This is a genomic window from Paenibacillus ihbetae, from assembly GCF_002741055.1.
Classification (GTDB): domain Bacteria; phylum Bacillota; class Bacilli; order Paenibacillales; family Paenibacillaceae; genus Paenibacillus_AQ; species Paenibacillus_AQ ihbetae.
In genome coordinates this window covers 6,204,377-6,224,541 of sequence record NZ_CP016809.1, presented here as the reverse complement: position 1 = coordinate 6,224,541, position 20,165 = coordinate 6,204,377, and the positions used below count along the sequence as shown (strand labels likewise).

Annotated in this window: 21 protein-coding genes; 2 read left to right on the top strand and 19 right to left on the bottom strand. The window is 52.2% G+C overall.

What is annotated here, in order from left to right; genetic code table 11:
* Window positions 1-7: 7 nt before the first annotated feature.
* The 15 genes from BBD41_RS27935 to pdxR all read right to left on the bottom strand — a co-directional run bounded on the left by BBD41_RS27935 (window position 8) and on the right by pdxR (window position 15,603).
* Window positions 8-2,374 (bottom strand): family 43 glycosylhydrolase, encoded by a 2,367-nt coding sequence (locus tag BBD41_RS27935; RefSeq protein ID WP_099479935.1) that lies wholly within the window; start codon window positions 2,372-2,374, stop codon window positions 8-10.
* Window positions 2,375-2,496: 122 nt separating this feature from the next.
* Window positions 2,497-3,363, bottom strand: coding sequence for a carbohydrate ABC transporter permease (locus BBD41_RS27930; RefSeq protein WP_397311260.1), 867 nt, complete (start codon window positions 3,361-3,363; stop codon window positions 2,497-2,499).
* Window positions 3,345-4,241, bottom strand: coding sequence for a carbohydrate ABC transporter permease (locus BBD41_RS27925; RefSeq protein ID WP_099479934.1), 897 nt, complete (start codon window positions 4,239-4,241; stop codon window positions 3,345-3,347). Before BBD41_RS27925 ends, BBD41_RS27930 begins: the two co-directional genes overlap by 19 nt.
* Window positions 4,242-4,336: 95 nt before the next feature.
* On the bottom strand, window positions 4,337-5,716 hold the full coding sequence (locus BBD41_RS27920) for an ABC transporter substrate-binding protein (RefSeq protein WP_099479932.1): 1,380 nt from the start codon (window positions 5,714-5,716) through the stop codon (window positions 4,337-4,339).
* 129 nt (window positions 5,717-5,845) lie between these two features.
* A complete protein-coding gene (locus BBD41_RS27915; protein WP_099479930.1) occupies window positions 5,846-6,922 on the bottom strand; it encodes a GntR family transcriptional regulator in 1,077 nt (358 codons plus the stop codon).
* A gap of 304 nt (window positions 6,923-7,226) precedes the next feature.
* Complete coding sequence (locus BBD41_RS27905) at window positions 7,227-8,132, bottom strand: metal ABC transporter permease (protein WP_099479926.1); 906 nt, start codon at window positions 8,130-8,132, stop codon at window positions 7,227-7,229.
* A gap of 3 nt (window positions 8,133-8,135) precedes the next feature.
* Window positions 8,136-9,068: a metal ABC transporter permease gene (locus tag BBD41_RS27900; RefSeq protein ID WP_099479924.1), complete on the bottom strand. Its 933-nt coding sequence runs from the start codon at window positions 9,066-9,068 to the stop codon at window positions 8,136-8,138.
* A gap of 3 nt (window positions 9,069-9,071) precedes the next feature.
* A complete protein-coding gene (locus BBD41_RS27895; RefSeq protein WP_099479922.1) occupies window positions 9,072-9,800 on the bottom strand; it encodes a metal ABC transporter ATP-binding protein in 729 nt (242 codons plus the stop codon).
* Between the two features lies 1 nt (window position 9,801).
* A complete protein-coding gene (locus tag BBD41_RS27890; RefSeq protein WP_099479920.1) occupies window positions 9,802-10,770 on the bottom strand; it encodes a metal ABC transporter solute-binding protein, Zn/Mn family in 969 nt (322 codons plus the stop codon).
* A 381-nt stretch (window positions 10,771-11,151) separates the two neighbouring features.
* Window positions 11,152-11,748: an AAA family ATPase gene (locus BBD41_RS30780; RefSeq protein ID WP_077566617.1), complete on the bottom strand. Its 597-nt coding sequence runs from the start codon at window positions 11,746-11,748 to the stop codon at window positions 11,152-11,154.
* A gap of 24 nt (window positions 11,749-11,772) precedes the next feature.
* Window positions 11,773-12,201, bottom strand: coding sequence for a GNAT family N-acetyltransferase (locus BBD41_RS27880; protein ID WP_077566618.1), 429 nt, complete (start codon window positions 12,199-12,201; stop codon window positions 11,773-11,775).
* Complete coding sequence (locus BBD41_RS27875; RefSeq protein WP_077566619.1) at window positions 12,198-12,392, bottom strand: hypothetical protein; 195 nt, start codon at window positions 12,390-12,392, stop codon at window positions 12,198-12,200. The genes BBD41_RS27880 and BBD41_RS27875 overlap by 4 nt, the downstream gene beginning before the upstream one ends.
* 194 nt (window positions 12,393-12,586) lie before the next feature.
* On the bottom strand, window positions 12,587-12,916 hold the full coding sequence (gene csaA / locus BBD41_RS27870; RefSeq protein WP_077566620.1) for a chaperone CsaA: 330 nt from the start codon (window positions 12,914-12,916) through the stop codon (window positions 12,587-12,589).
* Between the two features lie 149 nt (window positions 12,917-13,065).
* Window positions 13,066-13,953, bottom strand: coding sequence for an arylamine N-acetyltransferase family protein (locus BBD41_RS27865; protein WP_077566621.1), 888 nt, complete (start codon window positions 13,951-13,953; stop codon window positions 13,066-13,068).
* Between the two features lie 216 nt (window positions 13,954-14,169).
* Window positions 14,170-15,603, bottom strand: a complete 1,434-nt coding sequence (gene pdxR / locus BBD41_RS27860) for a MocR-like pyridoxine biosynthesis transcription factor PdxR (protein WP_099479918.1) — start codon at window positions 15,601-15,603, stop codon at window positions 14,170-14,172.
* A 274-nt stretch (window positions 15,604-15,877) separates the two neighbouring features.
* On the opposite strand from pdxR, the gene BBD41_RS27855 reads away from it, so the two are divergent.
* Window positions 15,878-16,504: a thioredoxin family protein gene (locus tag BBD41_RS27855; protein WP_077566623.1), complete on the top strand. Its 627-nt coding sequence runs from the start codon at window positions 15,878-15,880 to the stop codon at window positions 16,502-16,504.
* A 95-nt stretch (window positions 16,505-16,599) separates the two neighbouring features.
* Here the strand turns inward: BBD41_RS27855 and BBD41_RS27850 are convergent, their stop codons facing one another.
* The 3 genes from BBD41_RS27850 to BBD41_RS27840 all read right to left on the bottom strand — a co-directional run bounded on the left by BBD41_RS27850 (window position 16,600) and on the right by BBD41_RS27840 (window position 18,604).
* Window positions 16,600-17,022 (bottom strand): VOC family protein, encoded by a 423-nt coding sequence (locus BBD41_RS27850; protein ID WP_077566624.1) that lies wholly within the window; start codon window positions 17,020-17,022, stop codon window positions 16,600-16,602.
* A gap of 111 nt (window positions 17,023-17,133) precedes the next feature.
* Entirely contained in the window at window positions 17,134-17,961 is an 828-nt protein-coding gene (locus tag BBD41_RS27845; protein ID WP_099479916.1) for a helix-turn-helix transcriptional regulator, read from the bottom strand.
* A gap of 61 nt (window positions 17,962-18,022) precedes the next feature.
* Window positions 18,023-18,604 carry a LysE family transporter gene (locus tag BBD41_RS27840; protein WP_077566626.1) on the bottom strand — a complete coding sequence of 194 codons (582 nt, stop codon included), beginning with the start codon at window positions 18,602-18,604 and terminating at the stop codon, window positions 18,023-18,025.
* A gap of 135 nt (window positions 18,605-18,739) precedes the next feature.
* Here BBD41_RS27840 and BBD41_RS27835 point away from each other — a divergent pair, with 135 nt between their 5' ends.
* Complete coding sequence (locus BBD41_RS27835) at window positions 18,740-19,294, top strand: helix-turn-helix domain-containing protein (RefSeq protein ID WP_099479914.1); 555 nt, start codon at window positions 18,740-18,742, stop codon at window positions 19,292-19,294.
* Window positions 19,295-19,361: 67 nt separating this feature from the next.
* Here the strand turns inward: BBD41_RS27835 and BBD41_RS27830 are convergent, their stop codons facing one another.
* Complete coding sequence (locus BBD41_RS27830; protein WP_099479911.1) at window positions 19,362-20,138, bottom strand: ABC transporter permease; 777 nt, start codon at window positions 20,136-20,138, stop codon at window positions 19,362-19,364.
* Between the last annotated feature and the right edge of the window lie 27 nt (window positions 20,139-20,165).

The following is a 20,165-nucleotide window of genomic DNA, read 5'->3' as shown; positions in this document are numbered from 1 at the left end:
TGTTAGTTTATCGTTTCTGTTTGTTGCCTATGGATTCCACCGTGATGTCTCCGAGCTCGATCTGCTCCGCATGAACAGACCGTATGCCCACTCTTCCCTGCATGAAAGCCCAGGGATCCTCAAACGTCAGAACCGGCTCATTCCCGCCTAGAGCATAAACTCGGATCGTGCCGCGAACCGCCTCAATGCTTAAGCTTGCAAGCTCATTGGGTTCCAGTGAGAATTTTACGCTTTGCAGAAGCTCGGAATCGTAATTATGTTTGTACAGCTCGAGCTTCGTAGCGCTGACGGCAAGAAAATATCCCATCAGCGAATCGCTCACTTGATCCCGGAATTCCGACTCGTTCGTCACTCGGAAGAGCACGCCCGCCTGACCGGACGGGTCATTGCCAAGCTTCACGGTCGTCCGGATGCGATAGTCGGTCCATAGAGGACTTCCTCCATACATTTTGGCATCGGAGTCAGGTGCCCCCGCATACCCTCCATCCGTTGTAACCCACTCGCCATGAATATCTTCGGCGCTTGCTTGTTCGAGAACACCCTCGATTTTGAAATTTTCTTCGTTTACCAGCTCAAAATCCATCGATGTCCACTCCAGCGTTTGGCCGCTGTCCAATTGGATGGTAAGGCTGTGAAGCCCTTTTTCGAGCTCGAGCGATCCGACCCGGATTTTGACCCAAGGCTCGCTGCCGGAGTAATCACTGCCATCGGCTTCAAAGCTGCCGGCTTCCTTCTTGTCCACGAGAACCTTGATGGCCGACGGATCCGCCCCGGACTTGACCGTTAGGTCCAGCGCGTACGTGCCGGATTGCGATACGTTCACCGCATAGCGCAGCCAATCGCCTTTTTCCGTCAAGGCTGCCGAATAGCTCCCGTCCCCCGCCGGCTTAATCATCGTCCCGTCCGAACGTCGCCATGCTCCGGCATCTGATGGATGGCGGACCGAGAATCCCCTGCCTTCGCCGCTTAAGTAATGAACGGCTTCGATGCGGCCCGGAAGCGGCTTGGCTGCTTCAAAGTCACTGCTGCCGGAAGCTTGGTTCGAGAACGCCGTATACGAAAATTCCGGTGCGCCGTTTTCGTACAGATATCCGATTTTGCCTGGTCCGAACGCATCCGCCGATTCATCCAGCACCAGCAAGCTGTTCAGATAAACCCGGAGCCGGTCTTCCCCACGCTCGACACGAATGGTATGCAGCCTGGACCAATCCGTGTCTTGAGGGATCTTCGCCTCGGCAAGCACCTTGCGGCTTCCGTCCTCCATGGTACCCAGGGAAAGCTTGTTTTCCTTCGGCTCCATTTCAGCGAAAGCGTATTGATTCGAGTTCTGATAAGCGAACAATACGGCGGCACGCTCCTGATGCGGTACCAGGTTATATTCAGCCGTATAGATTGGACCCGTGCCTTTCTTGCTGATGATTCGACCGCCTCCTGCTGTTTTCTCTGCCTCCCACCGCGCTTCGTCAATATCAGCTCCATCCAGCCTGTCGGCAAAGGCCGGCCCTCTCGGGACCGGCTGATCGTAGTTCGTCGGTCCGAGAATCTCCATCCTGTCTCCATTGAAGACCAGCCGGTCGATGTTCATCCGACGAACAGGCGGGCCCTCCTGGGATCTTCCCGCCAGGTTATGGTATACGAGATAATATGAATCGAGATCGGGTCCCAGGACAGTCGAGCTGTGACCGAGTCCGTAGAAGTCCGGCTTGGTGCTGATGACGAGCGGGTTATTGGCCGGAACGGTATACGGGCCAAGCGGCGAATCATGGGACACGGCATAGTTAATGCGATATCCCTTGCTGAATACGTGATTGCCGGTATAGGTCATATAATAGGTTCCGTTCCGTTTAATAATCATGGACCCTTCGGTCCAGTGGCCCAGGTACGGGCCGGGAATCGTCTGCCCCACACCGAAACCGGCAGGACCGTTCATGGGAACGCCTACGATGCCCGAGGAGCCTGCATGCGTAAACAGCCAGGAACCGTCATCATCGATGAACACCGAGCCGTCGATGCTCATGCCAACGTTCTCGGAGATGCGTTCGAACGGGCCTGTCGGCGATTCGCTCCGGAACACGTAGTGGCCCCTTCCTGCCGGGGAAGTATATAGGTAGAACCAGCCGTTCCAATAAATGACTTCTGGCGCATAGGCCCCGGTCGAGACGGGATCTTCCGTCACCAGCCCCGAATAACGCCAATTGACCAGATCATCCGACACCCACGCCTTGATTCCCGTCCGGTGATCCTTCGTGCTGACATACAGATAATAGCGGCCGTCATGCCGCAGCACGTATGGATCTCCGTTGCCGTAATCCTCCCATTCTTCCTCTAAGGATGGAAGAGGATTGGCATACGTTTGGATCTTGTAAATTTCCATATCGATCGCCTCCGGTTTCGTGATTGTACTGCAACCCGACATTGCCAATCCGGCCGCTAATCCTAATGCACCAAGGGATCTGGCGATTTTCCGCAAGTGCGATAAGACTATCGGCATACGCCTCACCCCTTGATTCCGCTGATTGCCATCGATTCAATAAAGTAGCGCTGGCAGAAAAAGAATACGATGATCACCGGCACCATGGCGATGATGGCGGCGGCCATAATCATCGGGTAATCCGACTGACCGATGTACATGGCCTGCATGGAAGCGATCAGTACCTGGATCGTTTGTTTCTCGGGCGTGTGCAAGTAAATCAGCGGGCCAAGGAAATCATTCCAAATGCCCATAAAGCTGAGGGCTGCCTGGGCCGCAAGCGCCGGCTTCATGATTGGCAGCGCGATCTTGAAGAAAATTCCCGGGAAGCTGGAACCGTCGATCTTCGCCGCTTCGATCAACTCCGTCGGCATCGCGCTTTGCAGGTATTGCCGTATGAAGAAAATGACGACGATGTTTCCGAACAAGCCGGGGATGATGAGCGGCAGCAGCGTATCCACCCAATCGAGCCTGGAAAAACCGATATATTGCGGGATCATGACGACAGAATAAGGAATCATCATGGTTCCGAGCAGACCCAGGAACAGCACTCCTTTATAAGGAAACTCAAATTTCCCGAACGCATAGGCCGACATGGCGGATACCAGCATGCCGACCGTCAGGACGATCACAACGATGATCAAGCTGTTCATAAACCCGTTAAGCAAAGGCGACTCCTGCCACACCTTCGCATAGTTGCCAAACGTAAACGGATCGGGAATCCACTGCGGAGGAATTTCGAATACGTTTCGCCGATCCTTAAGTGAAGTCGAAATCGTCCAAATGAACGGCGCGACCATAAAGATCGAGCCGAACAGCAACAGCAGCAGCGACCAGAGGTCGGTCCATCTTTCCCGTCTCACGATAATCCCCCCTAGTCCTGGTAAACCCATCGATTGGAAAGCTTGAATTGAATCAGCGTCACGATGAAGATCAGAATGCCCAGCACCCATGCAACCGCACTCGCATATCCCATGTTGAAATACTCGAACGCATGCTGGAATATGTAGTAGACGACCGTAGCGCCGCTATATTCCGGTCCACCGTCCACCGCCAGCACATAAATTTGGCTGAACGACTGAAACGCCCCGATGATGCCCATGACAATAACGAAAAAATGAATCGGCGTGAGCAGCGGGATCGTAATCCGTGTCAGCTTGTGCCAGGCCCCTGCGCCGTCAATTTCCGCAGCCTCATAATACGTTGAGGAGATCGACTGCAGACCCGCCAAATACAGCACCATATTGCCCCCGATACCGCTCCACAGCCCGATCAGGATCAGCGAAGGCTTCACCCATTCGGGTTTGCCCAGCCAGTTCGGCCCGGTTATCCCGAATACCTCCCACAGGAAGTTGTTGAGCAGCCCGTAATCCTGATTCAAGATCCACTGCCACAGCAGCGATACCGCAATAATCGGCGAGATAACCGGCAGATAATAGATCGTGCGCATGAACGAAATGCCTGCGAATTTACGGTTCATCAAGATCGCCAGCAACAGCGACAGCACCATGCCGATCGGAATGCCGATCATCAAATACACGGTGTTATACAAGGATTTGAACACCTTTTCGTCGGCCAGAAGCTCCTTATAATTGGCAAGTCCCATCCACTGCGGATCGGACAGCATATCCCATTTGTGAAAGCTGATATAGATCGAGAACAAGATCGGCACGAGGCCGAACAAAAGAAATCCGAGGACCGGCGGAGCGACGAACAGATACAGCCAAGCCAGTTCCTTTCTGCGATAGCCGCTGAGCAGCTTCGTTCCCATATTCATTCCACCTTCGCCTGTATTCCTTATGACAGGGCGTTGTTCATATGGCGGGGAGCGCCGGCATCATCGGCCGGCAGCCCCCTCGCGCCTTATCATTTGTTTCCCTTATCGTAAAGCTCCTGCATCTTCGGCTGGATCTCAGCCGTGAAGTCTTTGGCCGACATATCACCGTTCCATACCTTGCTCGCGTTCTGGTTAAAAGCATCCATCCATTGCGTGTCCTTCGAGAAGGCTATAACGTCCGGGCGCCCGTAATCTTGGATAATATCCAGAAATACTTGACGAGTTTGCGGTCCTTTATCCATTTCCATAAACTCGCCCTCGGCCATGTCGATCAGGTTGGGAACCGCTTGGCCAAGCTGGTAGTTTTCGCGCTGCCCTTGCTCATCCAGCGACAGGAACGCCGCCAGGTCGAACGCTTCCTGAGGGTGCTTGGATTTCGCCGATACGGCAAATCCCATCGAACCGAGCCAGGTCGCCGTTTGCCCCGTATTCGGGCTTGCCGGCCATGCCGCAATATCCCAGTTGAACGGCAGCTCCCAGAATGCCGGCTGATCCCAAGGGCCCATCGCAAACATGGCCAGCTGTCCGTTAATAAAGCGGGTGTATGCATTCATCGCTTGCTCAGCTTCCTGATTCGGACTCACCTTATGCTTCAGATTCAGGTCGGCCACGAATTGCATCGCCTCGTAAAACGCCGGCTCATTCACTTTTACCGTTCCGGTGTCGTAATCGATGTACTCGCCGCCGTTGGCCCAAACCGCGGACTCCAGGCTGTATGCGCCAACCCCGTACTGCTCCGGCTTTCCGTCGCCGTTGTTGTCAACCGTCAGCTTCTTGGCGGCCTCCAGCATGTCGTCCCACGTCCACTCTCCGGCTTTGGCGGATGGAGGCGCCACGCCCGCTTGATCGAACAAATCTTTATTGTAGACAAACGCCCACGGGCCTACATCCTTAGGCAATCCATACAAGTCCCCGGCACCAACCTTGCTGCCGTCGAAGCGGTAACGGTCCATCGCCTGCTTCCACACGTTGTCTGGTTTAAACAACGTCGTCTGGTCCAGATAGGATTGAATATTGAGGAGCGTTCCGGCTTCCGCAAATCGATAGAATTCGGGCCCGCCGACGTAGAATACGTCAGGCACCTTGCCGGAGCTGATCAGTGTCGTCATCTTCTGCGAGTACTCACCCGGAGGCACCGATGTATATTTAACGGTGACGTGCGGATATTTCTCCTCGAAGGAAGCGATCAGCTTTTCGAAAATCTTCTTTTCGTTCGGATTGCCATGGCCCATAAACTCGATCGTCACAGGCTCCTTTTTGTCCGTCCCGGCGGCAGCCTCATTGCTTGGCGCCGAGCTGTCCGGGTTGTTGGAGGAAGCTGCGCCGTTTGGACCGCCTCCGCTGCAAGCGGATAACGCAAACATCAGTAACAGCATGATCATACCTGCAAATTTGCTCTTCGATTTCATGCGATTCCCCTCTTCTTCAAGGTATATTGTAAGCGCTTTACGAAGTCATAATAACTTATAACAATATACTTTTATATACTCAATTTATTATAAAATTGAAGAGTTTGAATAATTCGCATACGAATCACATTATTCCTTCACGAGATGGACCGGCACAACAATTCTTCTAGCCTCAAAGACCCCCTCAATTTGCTCGGTCAGCAGCTCGATCGTCAGCCTGCACATTTCCTCCTCGTTTTGCCTGATATACGGGACGTTCGGCAGATCCGGCGGATCGAACGTAATCAGCTCCAGGTCGTCAGGCACCTGCCGGCGGCAGGCAACTGCGGCTTTGTAGGCATTTCTGCACAGCTCCGTGTTGGCTGTAATGACACCGGTTATATCGGGACTGCCGTCTAAAAAATCCCGGATGCGTTCAACCGATTGACCCGATGCGATCTCATCCAGCGGAAGGAGACACCATAAGCTTTTGTCGATCGACAATCCGCGCTCGAGAAAAGCCTGCTCAAACCCCTGGGCTCTTTCGTCTGTTACGGTATTCGTAATTTCCGGCGAGATGAAAGCGATGGACGAATGGCCTTTGCTCAGCAGATACGCCGCAGCTTCCCTAGTGCCGTTCATGTTATCCGAGCTTACGCTGTACGTCTTGATCTCCTTCAGGAACCGGTCAATGAGGACAAACGGGAATCGATCCAGCGAAAGCCTCAATATCGAATCGTTGTACGTCTCGTTTTCAACCGGGAAAATGATCATGCCGTCCACTCCCTGCTTCAGAAAGGACGTGATGACCTTGGACTCCTCGAGCTGGGACTCGCGCGTAATTCGCAGCATCACTTCATACCCTGCAGCGGTGGCGTACTTCTCAATGTTATCCAGAAAGCGCTGGTCCACTTTCGTTTTCATCGTCGGCAGCACCAGCCCGATCCGCCCGCTTCGGCCGGCTCCGGTTGTCCATTCGCCCAACTGGTCAAGCACGGCAGCGTTCTCCGGCCTGCTCATCACGAACGTCCCCTTCCCTTGGATCCGGACGAGCAGCCCTTCCTCCATCAGTCCGACCAATGCGTTTTTGCTTGTAATTTGACTGACCCGGTAACGCTCGGACAGCTCCTTCTCTGAAGGAACCCGGTCGCCCTCCCGCAGCTTGCCGATGGCGATCAGCCGCTTAATGTCTTCCTGGATTTTTTTGTACAGCGGCAAGGATTTCAAAGCCCATCACAACCTTTATGATTTAAATAGTATATTTAGTATATTAATATAACATTACTTTGGGTTTGTAAATATAAAAAAAAGCACCCCAGCTGTGGGTGCTTCTCATGAAATTTATTTTTTTCGACGTGCAGCCTTCTTGCGGCTACGCTGCTGCCAACGAAGCCTTCTGCCTTCTGCGATATGGGAGATCCGTCGGTGCTCGTTATGATGAGTTGAACGATGTCGTTGATACCTTCTCCTTGAATCGAACGATGAACCATGACATGCATCTGGCCGGGGTACCTCCGCGTTCTGTTCCCTCCTATGAAACGGCATCGATTGACTTTTCCTCTAGAACGGGCCGTTTATACCGTTGCAGATGTCTTGACAGCACGCCATGCTTCGGCGACAGCAGAAAGCTGACAAGGAACACGATCCCGGTCGCGAAAGCCATCGATCCCGATATGGACGTATCCAGCCATACGGCGACGTAATAGCCCGCGAAGGCAGAGACTACACCGAAGGCTCCGCTGAGCGCCAGCATGATGGACAGCTTATCCGTCCATAGATATGCCGCTGCTGCGGGAGTAATGAGCATAGCGACGACCATAATCGCCCCGACGGCATCGAATGAGGCAACCGTTGTTATCGACACTAACGACATGAACACATAGTGCAAGAGCATGACCGGTATGCCGATGCTGGCGGCTAATGCCGGATCGAAGGAGGTAATTTTCCATTCCTTGTAGAAGGCCAGGATAACAACCAGCACGACCAGCAGCACAGCCGCCAGCATGAAGGTTGCCTTAGGCACTTCGCCAAGGAGCGGTATATTCATGACCTCCCACGGCACGAACGCTATCTCGCCCATCAGTGCGTGCTTGGTGTCCAAGTGGGCATTGCCGACCTGGGTGGCAATCAGAATAACTCCGATCGCGAACAATGTCGTAAACACCACCCCGATGGAGGCATCCTGCTGAACCCCCCGGGAATGGAACCACTGAACGAGGAGAGCCGTAAGCAGACCTGCGATCACCGCGCCGATCAGCATATGGGGTCCGCTTAATTCCCGCGTAATCAGAAAGGCCGTTACAATACCCAGCAGCACGGTATGACTAATGGCATCGGCCATCATGGCCATTCTTCGCAATATGAGAAACACCCCGACAATGCCGCAGGACAAACCAACCAGAGAAGCAGTAAGCAAGATCCAGCCTGTATATGTCATCCTTTATTCCCCTTCCCTGATGACCGGAACCTTCGTCCAGCTTGAATTTGAGTCCTGCACCTGCTTCTTCTTTTCGGATCGCAGTTGAAGTGCCTGAATCAGCATCCCTTTCTCCGAACCGAACACAAGCGATACCGTGAATAATACCGAGGAAGCCAGCACGATAAACGGCCCCGTCGGCCAGCCTTTCCCGAGCGTGCTGATCAACGTTCCGATCAGTCCGGAACCGCCGCCGAATATCGCGGACAGGACCACCATCGTTCGAAACGACTGGGTCCAGTACCTTGCGCTCACAGCCGGTATGATCAGCATCGCCGCCATCAGGATAACGCCTACGGCCTGAATGCCGATCACGATCACGAGGACCAGGACCGCCATGTAAACCGCGTTCATCCATCGGCTGCTCAGTCCGAGACCGCGGGCAAAATCCGGATCGAACAAAAACAGCTTCCATTCCTTGAAGGCGACCGTTACGATCGCGATGGCCAACAGGGCGAGGGCAAGCATGGTAAAAACGTCTTTACGGACCATGGATGCGGCCTGACCAAAAATAAAGTTATCCAGTCCGCTCTGGTTGCCCCCAGCTGTACGATTGACGATCGTGAGCAGCATGATCCCGAGTCCGAAAAATACGGACAGGATCATGCCCATCGCCGTATCCTCCTTGATCCGGCTGGAGGAACGGATCCACCCGATTAACCAAGCGCCGATCAACGCGCTGACGGCGGCCCCGATGATCATGATCAGCAGATTTTTGGTACCGGTAAGCGCGAACGCGACGACAACGCCCGGAAGGGCAGCATGCGAAAGCGCGTCACTCATGAGGCTTTGTTTTTTCCAATACGCCAGACTGCCGATCATGCCGGCGGCCATGCCCAAGATCAAGGTGCTGAGCAGCACCCATTGTGTATTTGGGGATAATAATGAATTCAACACATGTTACGCCTCCTTCATGAAGCGAAGGGAACCGCCGTAGGCCCGGTTTACGTTGTCCTTGGTAAACACGTCCTCCGTCTTCCCGTGGGCAACGACGGTACGGTTGAGGAGAAGAACATGATCGAAGTAATCCTCGACCGTCTGTAGGTCATGATGGACGACCATCACGGTTTTTCCCGACATCTTTAAATTTTTCAGCGTCGTCATAATCGCTCGTTCCGTCGCAGCATCCACTCCGGCCAACGGTTCATCCATGAAATACAGGTCCGCATCCTGCACAAGAGCTCTTGCCAAAAACACGCGCTGCTGCTGCCCCCCGGACAGCTGGCTGATCTGCCGATCCGCAAATTCGGCCATGCCCATTTGATCAAGGGATGCCATCGCCTTCTCTTTATGGCTCTTGTTCGGCCATTTCAGCCACCCGACGCGGCCGTAGAGTCCCATCATGACCACGTCGAGCGCGTTCGTTGGAAAATCCCAATCCACCGAGCCGCGTTGAGGCACGTAGCCGACTCTCGTCTTGGTTTGACTCAAGGTTGAGTCAAAGAATGATACGTTTCCCGAGAGCTTCGGATGAAGCTCCAGCATCACTTTCAGGAGCGTGGACTTGCCGGCCCCGTTGGGACCGACAATACTGGTTAACGAACCTTGCTCCACCTCGAACGAAACATCATGAAGCACCTTATTTTTACGATAGGATGCATGCAAGTCCTGAACTTTCAGCACACTCATCTTATTCACCGCTTCCTGTTAAAGCATGATAAATCGTCTCCACGTTATGGCGATACATTCCGATGTAGGTTCCTTCCGTCGTTCCCTCTTCCCCCATCGCATCCGAGAACAGCTCTCCGCCTAGCTTCACGTTAAGCCCTTTCTTGGCTGCTCCTTCAATAACCGCGTTGATGGAAGCCGGGTTGATGCTGCTCTCAACGAAGACGGCCGGGATGTTGTGTTCAAGCAGCGTATCGATGGTCCCGTTGATATCCGAGAGACCGATCTCATCCTCGGTGCTAAGTCCCTGCAGCCCGACGACCTCCATGCCGTGCATGCGGCCAAAATATCCGAACGCATCATGCGCAGTTACGATCACGCGCTGCGCTTCAGGGATTTGACTGATCTTGTCTTTGGCCTCTGCCTTCAGTTCATCCAGCTTGGCGAAATAATCCTGCTTGTTTTGCTCAAAATATTCGGCATCTTCAGGCGAGAAGGCTTTCAGCTCTTCCACAGCCGAATCCAGTGCAAGCTTCCATAGATCGATATCAAACCACACATGGGGATCGATCGCCTTCGCTTCATCCTCAAGCAGCTGATCCTTCGGGATCGCATCCGCAATGGCCAGCACCGGTTTATTTTTACCGATCTGCTCAAAGATCTCCGTCATATTCCCTTCGAGATGCAGACCGCTGTAAAATACGACATCGCTGCCTTGCAGCTTCTGAATATCTCCTTGCGTAGCATTGTATAAATGAGGGTCAACCCCGGGCCCCATCAGGCTTTGGACATCTACCCGGTCACCGCCGATGACGGAAATCGGCTCCGCTATCTGACCAATCGTCGTCACAATATGAATTTTCTCATCAGAGTCCCCTGACGCTTGCTTCGTCTGCGGCTCGCCTGAAGCACACCCGGATAGCACCAATGCCAGACTCAGCATGGCCGCCCCCAAAATTTTCGCCTTTTTACTGAATAATTTGGTTTTCATCGTTCCTTTTCTCCTCCTCCAATGAATTGCCTTGTGCGACAGTGCGCTTCTCCAGCCAGAATAATTATGCATCGAGTCAAATGTAATGCCTTGTACCAATTGTTTTGCCTAAGGTAAACATTAATTGCTATGTACAAAAAATAATCCATCATTAGGTATTTGTCAATATCATTTTGCCGTTATTGCGCAGGCGTTGACGAATATCAATCCTCGGAAACCCTTATGTAATCCGTGTTTTCGGTTTTTTTTAACGCATGCAAAATATTTAGGACCGGCTAATTTATTTTCCTTTGAGAAATGAAATGACTATAAAAAGCAAAAAAAACGAAGCCCCTGTTCAGGTCTTCGCTTATCTCTGCTTTTATATCAATCGATTAGAATTCATCCAAAAAACCGAACGTGGGATAGCTTCGTTTTCATACGGTCGAGCTGTTTTCTGGCACGGCTTCGGTGATCGGGAAGCAGTTGTATGCCGGCTTGACCGGCAATGACCGAAACGACCTCGTCGATCGACAGCCGATCCGTATCGATGTGCTGCCGGAATACCTCCTGCGATAATCCGCTGATACATCGGTCTATCTGCTGCGCCGCCCAGGAATTCGATCCTTCATAACGGCTTCGGAGACGCTTGAGAAGGACCTCCCTTGATGCGCACAGGGTGAAATGCCGAACTTGAACACCGTCCCGCCGGAGCCTTCCTACGATTTCATCGAAATATTCCGGATTAGTCACCGTCATGGGCGCGATAATGATGCAGTCGGATTCCCGGTCCATGTGCTTGAACATGGCATAGTTAAACTCCCGCCACATGGGGTAATGCTGGAAATCATCCCGCTTGGCATCCGGCGGCAGGTTAGACCGAATGAAATAGCCGGCATTTTCCGGATCGTACACGTACGAATTCGGCAATCTGCGATGAAGCTCGTGAGCAGCTTGCGTCTTCCCGGAGCCGAAAGCTCCGTTAATCCATAGAATCATGGTTTACCTCCTGAATAAGGGCCCTTATTTTCGCAAAAAATCCGGCGTTCTTGTCAGCGTCTTGCCATGATCCCGCACGAAGCCGAACTGCTCGTACAGCCCGTGCGCATCCCTTGTTGCCAGTATGCCGAATAAGTTTCGGTAATCCGGATGTCCGGTAATCGTTGCGATTAGCTTTTTGCCTACGCCTTGAGCCCGGTAAGCCGGATCCACGTAGACGTCGCATAACCAATACACGGTCGCCCCGTCGGTGACCACACGGGCAAAGCCGATCTGCCGCCCATTGTAATAAGCCCCGAAGCACACAGAGCCCTTTAATGAATCGAGGATTTTGGATTCGGACCGACGGCTGGCCCAATAGCTGTCATGCAGAAATCTTAGAATGGCTGCTGTATCCAGCAGGGAAGAGTCGCTGCTGATCATGACATCTTTGAGATCTAGGGGTTCCTTCATGAGGCAAGATCCGATCGATTAATGTGAAGCCTCTTTTGCTCCAGCATCTTTTCTCTCAGCCTTTCGCATTGCTCGTTAATGCGGAGAAATTTGCGCCGCGTCAGAAAACGGATGAAGACAAGCAAAGCATACTGTGCTCCGACCGGGCCGAATGCTGCCTCGTCGTCACGGTGATAAAAGTCTGGGTTCATAATCCCCCTCCTCAACCTTATCCATCCATTTAGAAAACCCTCCCAGTTATCATATTATGATATCCTGATGGAGAAAACAACGCCCCTGGCGGCAGCTTGGCATGTCATTCGGCAGCATGGAGACAACGAAACACGGTTCGTATCAATAAAAAAGGCTCCGGACCGTTATGCCGGGGCCTTTCCCTTCGGATTCGTCAAGCAATCGGGGTTCCGTCAGGCAGCTTGTATTCCGGCCGCAACAGGACGACGTCCCCCTTCTCCGGAACTCCGCCCAAGACAAGCACCTCGGATTCAAAGCCTGCGATGCGTCTCGGCGGGAAATTCACGATCGCCGTTACCTGGGTGCCGATCAGCTCCCCGGCATTGTATCGGCGCGTAATTTGGGCGCTTGTCCGCTTGATTCCAAGAGGACCGAAATCAATTTTCATTTTAATCGCCGGAACGCGGGCTTCCGGAAATGGCTCGGCGTCCACGACGGTTCCAACACGGATATCCAGCTTCAAAAAATCCTCGATCGTTGCCATGTCGATTCGCTCCCTCACAATAGTTACCGAAGTTCCTTCATGAACTTCGTATGGTGGGAACCATCATAACACCAGCAGCGGAAAGGCCGCAAGTTCGAGAACGGTTATATTTATTTCATCTGGGGACCAGCCTGGCAATGAAGCAGGCTTCATATGCTTTGAGCTCGACCGTTCTGCTCCTCCATCTCCCTTAACCAACGTTCATGGAGTTTGGTGATTTTGTCCCATATCCCTTCACGCTCCAGCTCCGAATAATGGACGAGCTCCTCATAGAAAAGATCGGCCAGCACTTCCCTCCATTGAGCCTTGCTATCAATCTCTGTGGTATGCATACCCGATTCATCCCAGGATTTCAATATCCGACCCTTTAGCTCATGGATTCTTTTTGCGCTACGCTGCCTTACAATGAACAGCTCGCGCCAAGGCGACTCGGGAGATCGGCTGTAAAACGCATGGTTGGCAGTGAATACATCCAGGGTATCAACCGCTTCAGGAGCATAATCAATCCCTTCATAGGAATTCGCAGGATCATGTGTCAGACGCCAGCCTCCATTAGCCACACCGGATGCCATAAGATCATAGGTGAAAGGTCCTTGACGATATGCTCCATATCGTAACGGTATCGGTTCATAGGGCATGTCGCCTAGTCCGACATCAACGATCCATCGTTCCTCCTGCCCTTCGTCATTGGGTAAGCTAACGGTAACCCCAAGATGAAATCCGTTAATCCGCGGCTCTTGCCCGATTGGCTGGACTCCGCCACGATGCCATTGGATATTATAGCCCAGTGCCTGCAGCAGCGTGCTGAACGCACCGTTCAGATGAAAGCAATAACCGCTGCGCCGGCTCAGCATCAGCTGAATTGAACTCCGCACGTCCATAGCGGTCGGTTTCCCCGCAAAAATATCAACGGTTTGCCAAGATATTCGCTCTACATGCGCTTGATGCAGCTCGAACAGAAATGTTTTTGTCGGAGCCTTTCGATCGAGAATTCCCAATCGGGTTAAATACGCCTTGATTTCCGTATCTGTAATCATATCCCTACTCCTATTCTCTGTGATCTGTCTTCTGTCATATATGCTACCTCGCTGCTGACCTGAAGAAAATGGTCAAAAAATGCAGCTTTTAAAAGACAGTTTAGTCACGACCGCCAGATCATAGGCGCTACACGGGGAAATCATGGCCGCCAGATCATAGAGGCCAGCACGGGGGCAAGTCATGACCGCCAGACAAAGACGTGTAATCACGTCGGTTCATGATTCAAGCGACCAGGCTTTTCGCAGCAGCTGGATTCCGTAATCCATCTCCTCTTCCCGCAGCCCCGCAAATCCCATATACAATCTCGGGTACTGTCCGGTGTCCTGCGTTCGCCCGATCCACATTTTTCGCAGATCATATACCCTTACTCCGTGTTCCGCCGCTAGGCGAATCAGCTCATCCGACGTGACGGGCTTCTTAACCGTCAGCTGGATATGCAAACCGGAATTTTGGCCGGAAATTTCCACATGCTCGCCCAGATAAGCATGGAGGATGTCAATGAGGTATCGATGCCGTTTCCGGTACAAGCTTCTTGCTCTACGGATGTGACGGTACCAATGCCCTTCCTTGAAAAAGGACTCCATAGCCCACTGCTCAATCCGTGAAGGTGCAAAAAACAACTCCTGCCGCATCTTCTTTAACCGAATCATCAACTCCGGCGGAAGAACCAGATAGTTCATCCGCAGCGTCGGCGTCAGCACCTTGGAGAAAGTTCCCGCGTAAATCACCCTTCCGCTCCGGTCCAGACCCTGGAGGGAAGGAATCGGCTTTCCATGGTAACGGAATTCTCCGTCGTAGTCATCCTCGATAATATACGCATGGTTATCCTCAGCCCACTGAAGCAGTCGTTCCCGCTCGGGATACGGCATAATGCCCCCCGTAGGAAATTGATGGGAGGGGGTGACATACACTAGCTGTACCTGCCTCCGCTTCAATGCTGCAATCGATATTCCGGTATCATGAACAGGGATCGGCAAGACCTGAAAGCCGTTTAACTGAAATTGATCACGGACGAGGCTGTAGCCGGGCTCCTCGAATCCCACCGCCCGGATGTCCTTCAGCATTTTGGAGAGGACCCCTATGCTGTATGCCGTGCCGGCACCGATAACGACTTGCTCGGGCGTAGATTGTACGCCTCTCGAATTTCGCAAATAATCGGAAACGACCATACGAAGGCCGTATTCGCCTTGCGGATCACCATAATGACCGATTTCATGCAAATGATGGTCCAGCGAATCCTTAAGCATTTTATTCCAGACACGCACTGGAAAAGCCCCTGGGTCAAGTGCCGTCGGATTAAAATCAACTTGCACCGGAGGAAAGCTGTATCCGGTTCCTTGCACAGAGGCCGCTGGAGTAGTTTTATCCGCCTCCGCGCTGCTCATAGCTCGCGCTGCTCCCCGCTGATCCGGGTTAACGGCATACAGGCCGGAACGAGGCTTGCTGATGACATAGCCCTCAGCCGTCAGCATCTGATAGGCCGTCTCAATCGGGGTTTTGCTGATATTCAACTGATGCTGCAGCGATCGGACGGAAGGCAGCCGCTGCCCGTTTGCAATTCCCCCGCTTCGGATGCTGTCGCGTATGAGGGAGTACAATTGCTGGTATAGCGGCTGCTCGTTTTGCTCCGGTAGAAGAATGTCGAACATTAGGAGCGCTGCCCCCTTTCTGATGTTGTATGTCGATTGATATGGAATTTATACGATCTATAGATCGCATTCATATCGAGAACGATTGACCCGCATAATTTATCAAAAACTGTCCATTTCATAATGGTCAGTTCTATTTTATGATATAACTTGCTTGCCGGCTAGATCCGAATGCGCCAGCATCGGTCTCTCCCTTGTTTAACTGCATCCTGACCGTGTGAGCCCCATTAGGATCAGTCAAATCCGCATCGTACATGTCGGGAGGAAGATTAAAATGAACACAAGCATTTATCTAAAAGACAAAATTGGCCAAGGCATAACCATTCAGCAATTCATGGAGACCATGCAGACTCGTGAAATGATTCTAAGCGGCATCCCGGATACGAAAGCTCGATTTACCGGCGTTTACGAGCAGTTTCAATGGCAGAAGGGAGAAGATCTGAATTTCTTCACAGCCTTGCAAGAACACCACCGTCTGCACGTTCTCATTCTCTGCACGGATTGGTGTCCGGATGTCATATGGAACGTTCCGGTTCTGTTCCGTTTGATGGAGCAAAGCGGCATTACGGCAGAAATTCTGTTGATGGAAGAGCATTTGGAGACAATGGATCTATTCTTGACCGGCGGCGGCCGCGCACAGCCTGTAGCCCTCTTCCTTAACGCCCGCAGCGGACAGGTCCTTGGCCGCTGGGGCGCCCGTCCTGCCTACATCCAAGCGGTCATGGACCAGTTCAAGCGCGATAACCCGGACAATGAAGCGGATGAATATCAGACACGCCTTAACGATACATACCGACAGATCGGCCGGCTATACAACGAGGGAACATTCTATCAAACCGTGATCATCCAAGAAGTCAAGGCTCTGCTGCAGACGATTGCCGCATCCGGCATTGAACCATAACCATAAAAAAATCGCAGGCTCAGGCCTGCGATTGTAATATGCAACATTATATACTTGATCAACTGCTAGTCCATTGTTGTTGTCTTTTGCTGAGTTTAATCATCAAGCTCCCAAGCGGGATTCCAGCATACTTCCCACAGATGCCCGTCCGGGTCAAGGAAGTGGCCCGAGTAGCCTCCCCAGAACGTATCCTGAGCGGCGACGGTTACGGTTGCCCCAGCCTTCACGGCTTGCTCCATAACCTCATCGACTTCTTTCTTGCTACCGACATTATGGCCGATTGTCATTTCCGTCGAGCTGGGCGCATGATGCGGGACATTCGCCTCCGCCGCCAAGTCCTTGCGGCTCCAAATCGCCAGCTTCACGCCGGACTGCAGATCGAAAAAGGCAACAGCACCATGCTCAAACTCGGTGCCGACAATCCCCTCTGTCGGCAAGCCGAGGCCGTCGCGGTAAAACTTCAGCGATCGCTCCAGGTCATCTACGCCAAGCGTTAGTACAGATATACGCGGTTTCATGATACATTCCTCCTAAACGTACGGCCTTCGCCTTCAAGTTTAAATTCCTGCCACTATATATTTTGGCTCCAGAACCCTCAAAAAGATTGTAAAAAACGGACATCTTGCACGCTAACCCGGGCTGAACGGGGCCTGGAACACCTGCTGAGGCGTAGCACCGTAGAATCGTTTGAAGGTGTGGATGAAGTGCGACTGGTCGGAATAACCGTATTTAGCGGCGATATCCGGATATCGGTAGGACCGGGCATGAAGCAGCTCCCGCAGCAAGTATTGAAAACGGATGATGTCCGTCATTTCTTTGGGACCGATGCCCAGCTCCTTCTGAAAAGCCCGACGTACCGTTCTTTCGCTGTAATGAAGCTTATCGGCGAGGGATCTGACGCTTAGCATCCCCTTCTCGTCGTATAGATAACGAAGGCCTTGAAGGAGGATCGCGTCATGGGCAATGTCTGCCCGATTTAGCCTGTTCGATAAATAAACTTCCATTTGTTCGATCCGCCGGATCGTATCTGCAGCAGTCATGATGCGCTCGCCGAATTCAGCGCCATCCCTGCCCCAAATCTCATGCAGAAACACCTGTGCATTCCTGAATTCCGAGACGGGATAGCGCGTGAATAAACGAACCGTCTCCGAATAGAAGCGGACACCGAACAAGGCGTGATCCTCGGTCATTAAAAAAGCGTCCGGAGCGGTCATCACCCCTGCCACGAAGGCGCATTCGGAAGCGGAACGGGAACGGAGGTCGAAAATGATATCGACGCATCCGTCGGGCAGTATGCGATGCTGCGGCGGCCGAACGGATGACCGAACATCTAAAGTCCAGTAAGCGGCCACATAAGGACTCAGATTTGCGCTTGGCTGATATTCGCGATAACAGTAGGAAGCGTCCGGATGAGAAGTTTCGATTAACGGAGCTTGCAGCGGGATGAATGATCGCATGGTCTCCTCCCAGATCGTTCTGAAGTATTTTTATTATACGATATTTGGCCCCTCTCTTGGACTAGTTCGCGAATATGGATACGGCACTGAATATGAGCAACAGCCCCATCACGACATTAAACGCCCGCTCATGGCGTTCGAGGAAACGTTGGAACAGCCTGCCGCCTAGTGCCCAGGTCAAGTTGGCGCTAACCCCGACGACCGTCAGCAGCAAAGAATACATGACCAATTGAAGGCGAGAATCCGTCACAGGCATGACGAAGGACGAAATGGCCGTAAAGCCGTATAGAATCACCTTGGGATTGATGAACTGGAAGAATAATCCGAACCAGAAGGTATTCATGATGCCGGCCGGGTCTTCATTTTGCTGCGGCTTGCTTCTTATGATTTTCACGGCTAAATACAGCAGATATAAGCCCCCCAACAAATCCAAAGCAAACTTGACCCTCGGAATCCATTGATATAATGCGAAATTGAAGTAACCGGACAACAGCATGATAGCGAAGCACCCCGCTGCAACCCCGCCGATAAACTTTAGAGCGGCCTGATACCCGTATTTTCGGGCATGGGTCATTGAGATTATGTTGTTCGGTCCCGGGGTAAATGATGAAACGATAGCAAACATTAGCAATGGTACGAGCATGGTCTCCTCCCTTCCTCCACTTGGTTGTATGATATAATTACCTATATGTGCACTATAACGTACGTGCGTTATAATTATACATCACATACGTTATAACGCACAATTCAAATCTTGATCCACAGGAGGCAATCAAACATGAAGCATATCAATCACATTCTCGCTCAAAACTTAAAGCGGCTCCGGGAGGAACGCAAGCTTAGCCTGGATAAAGTGGCTGATTTGACCGGAATCAGCAAGACGATGCTCGGCCAAATTGAACGAGGCGAATCCAGTCCCTCGATTGCTACCGTATGGAAAATCGCCAACGGGTTGAAAATTTCCTTCACCTCCCTGATTCATGAGCCGGCATCGGATACCGTTGTCGTACCGGCCGATGAGGTCCAGGCATTGGTTGAGGATAACGGGAAGGTCCGGATCTATCCGTTGTTTCCGTTTGAGGACGGACGTCGATTTGAAATCTATTCGCTTGAGATGGATCCAGGGGGATATTTAAGCGCGGAGGCTCACATCGACGGGACGGAGGAATTTATTACGATGTTCGAAGGGGAGCTGACGATACGGATCAGTACCGATGAATATACGGTGCGCCGCGGGGATTCGATTCGCTTTAAAGCCGATAAGCCTCATGTCTATCACAACTCCGGCGAAACAACGAATCAGTTCAGCATGGTGATTCATTATAGAGAATAAAGCGGGGAATCAGGCAAAATAAACGCATCCTGACGATAGGATGCGTTTAACGGGGATATGTTCAGTATTAACGTCGAACCGAATGGGTGCTGACCACCCCGTATCGGGATAACAGCTTCCTGCCGAGCAGCGCTACGGCACGATCGGTCAGAAAACCCATTAAGCCGAGGCAGATGAGTCCCACGAATATCCAGTCCGTACGGAAGAACAGCCTGGAATTCCAGATCAAATACCCGACGCCTTCGTTGGATGCGATCATTTCTGCTCCGATAATCGCCATGAACGAGGTCCCCATGGCAAGCCTTACCCCCGTGAACATATACGGAACCGTTGCGGGAATGATGACATGGAGCACCGTTTGCCATTCGGATGCGCCCATGCTCCGGGCGGAGCGGATTTTGTCCTCTTCGACGGACAACACGCCGGTCAGCGTGTTCAGCACCACGATAAAAAAGGTGGCGTACAAAATCAGGGCGACTTTTGACGTTTCCCCGATCCCGAACCAGACCAGAAACAACGTAATAAATGCAATCGGCGGAATAAAACGGATGAAATTAAGGAAAGGCTCTGCAATGGTCCTTATGGCATTCACCTTGCCGATTATGAGCCCTGCGGGAATCGCAAGCAGGCTCCCCAGCGTCCAGCCGAGCAGAACTCTGTAGGAGCTGATGCCGATGTAGCTAACCAGCGTTCCATCTTGAAGCAGCTCATACCCGCCTGCTGCCGTATAGATCGGTCCCGGCAGAATTTCCGGCCCATAGACCGACGCCAGAAGCTGCCACACCGCCAGTATGACAATCCAGAAGATGAGGTGGCGAATGCCTTTGATCATCTTATTGCTCATCGTTCTCCAAACTCCTTTCTTCGCTTC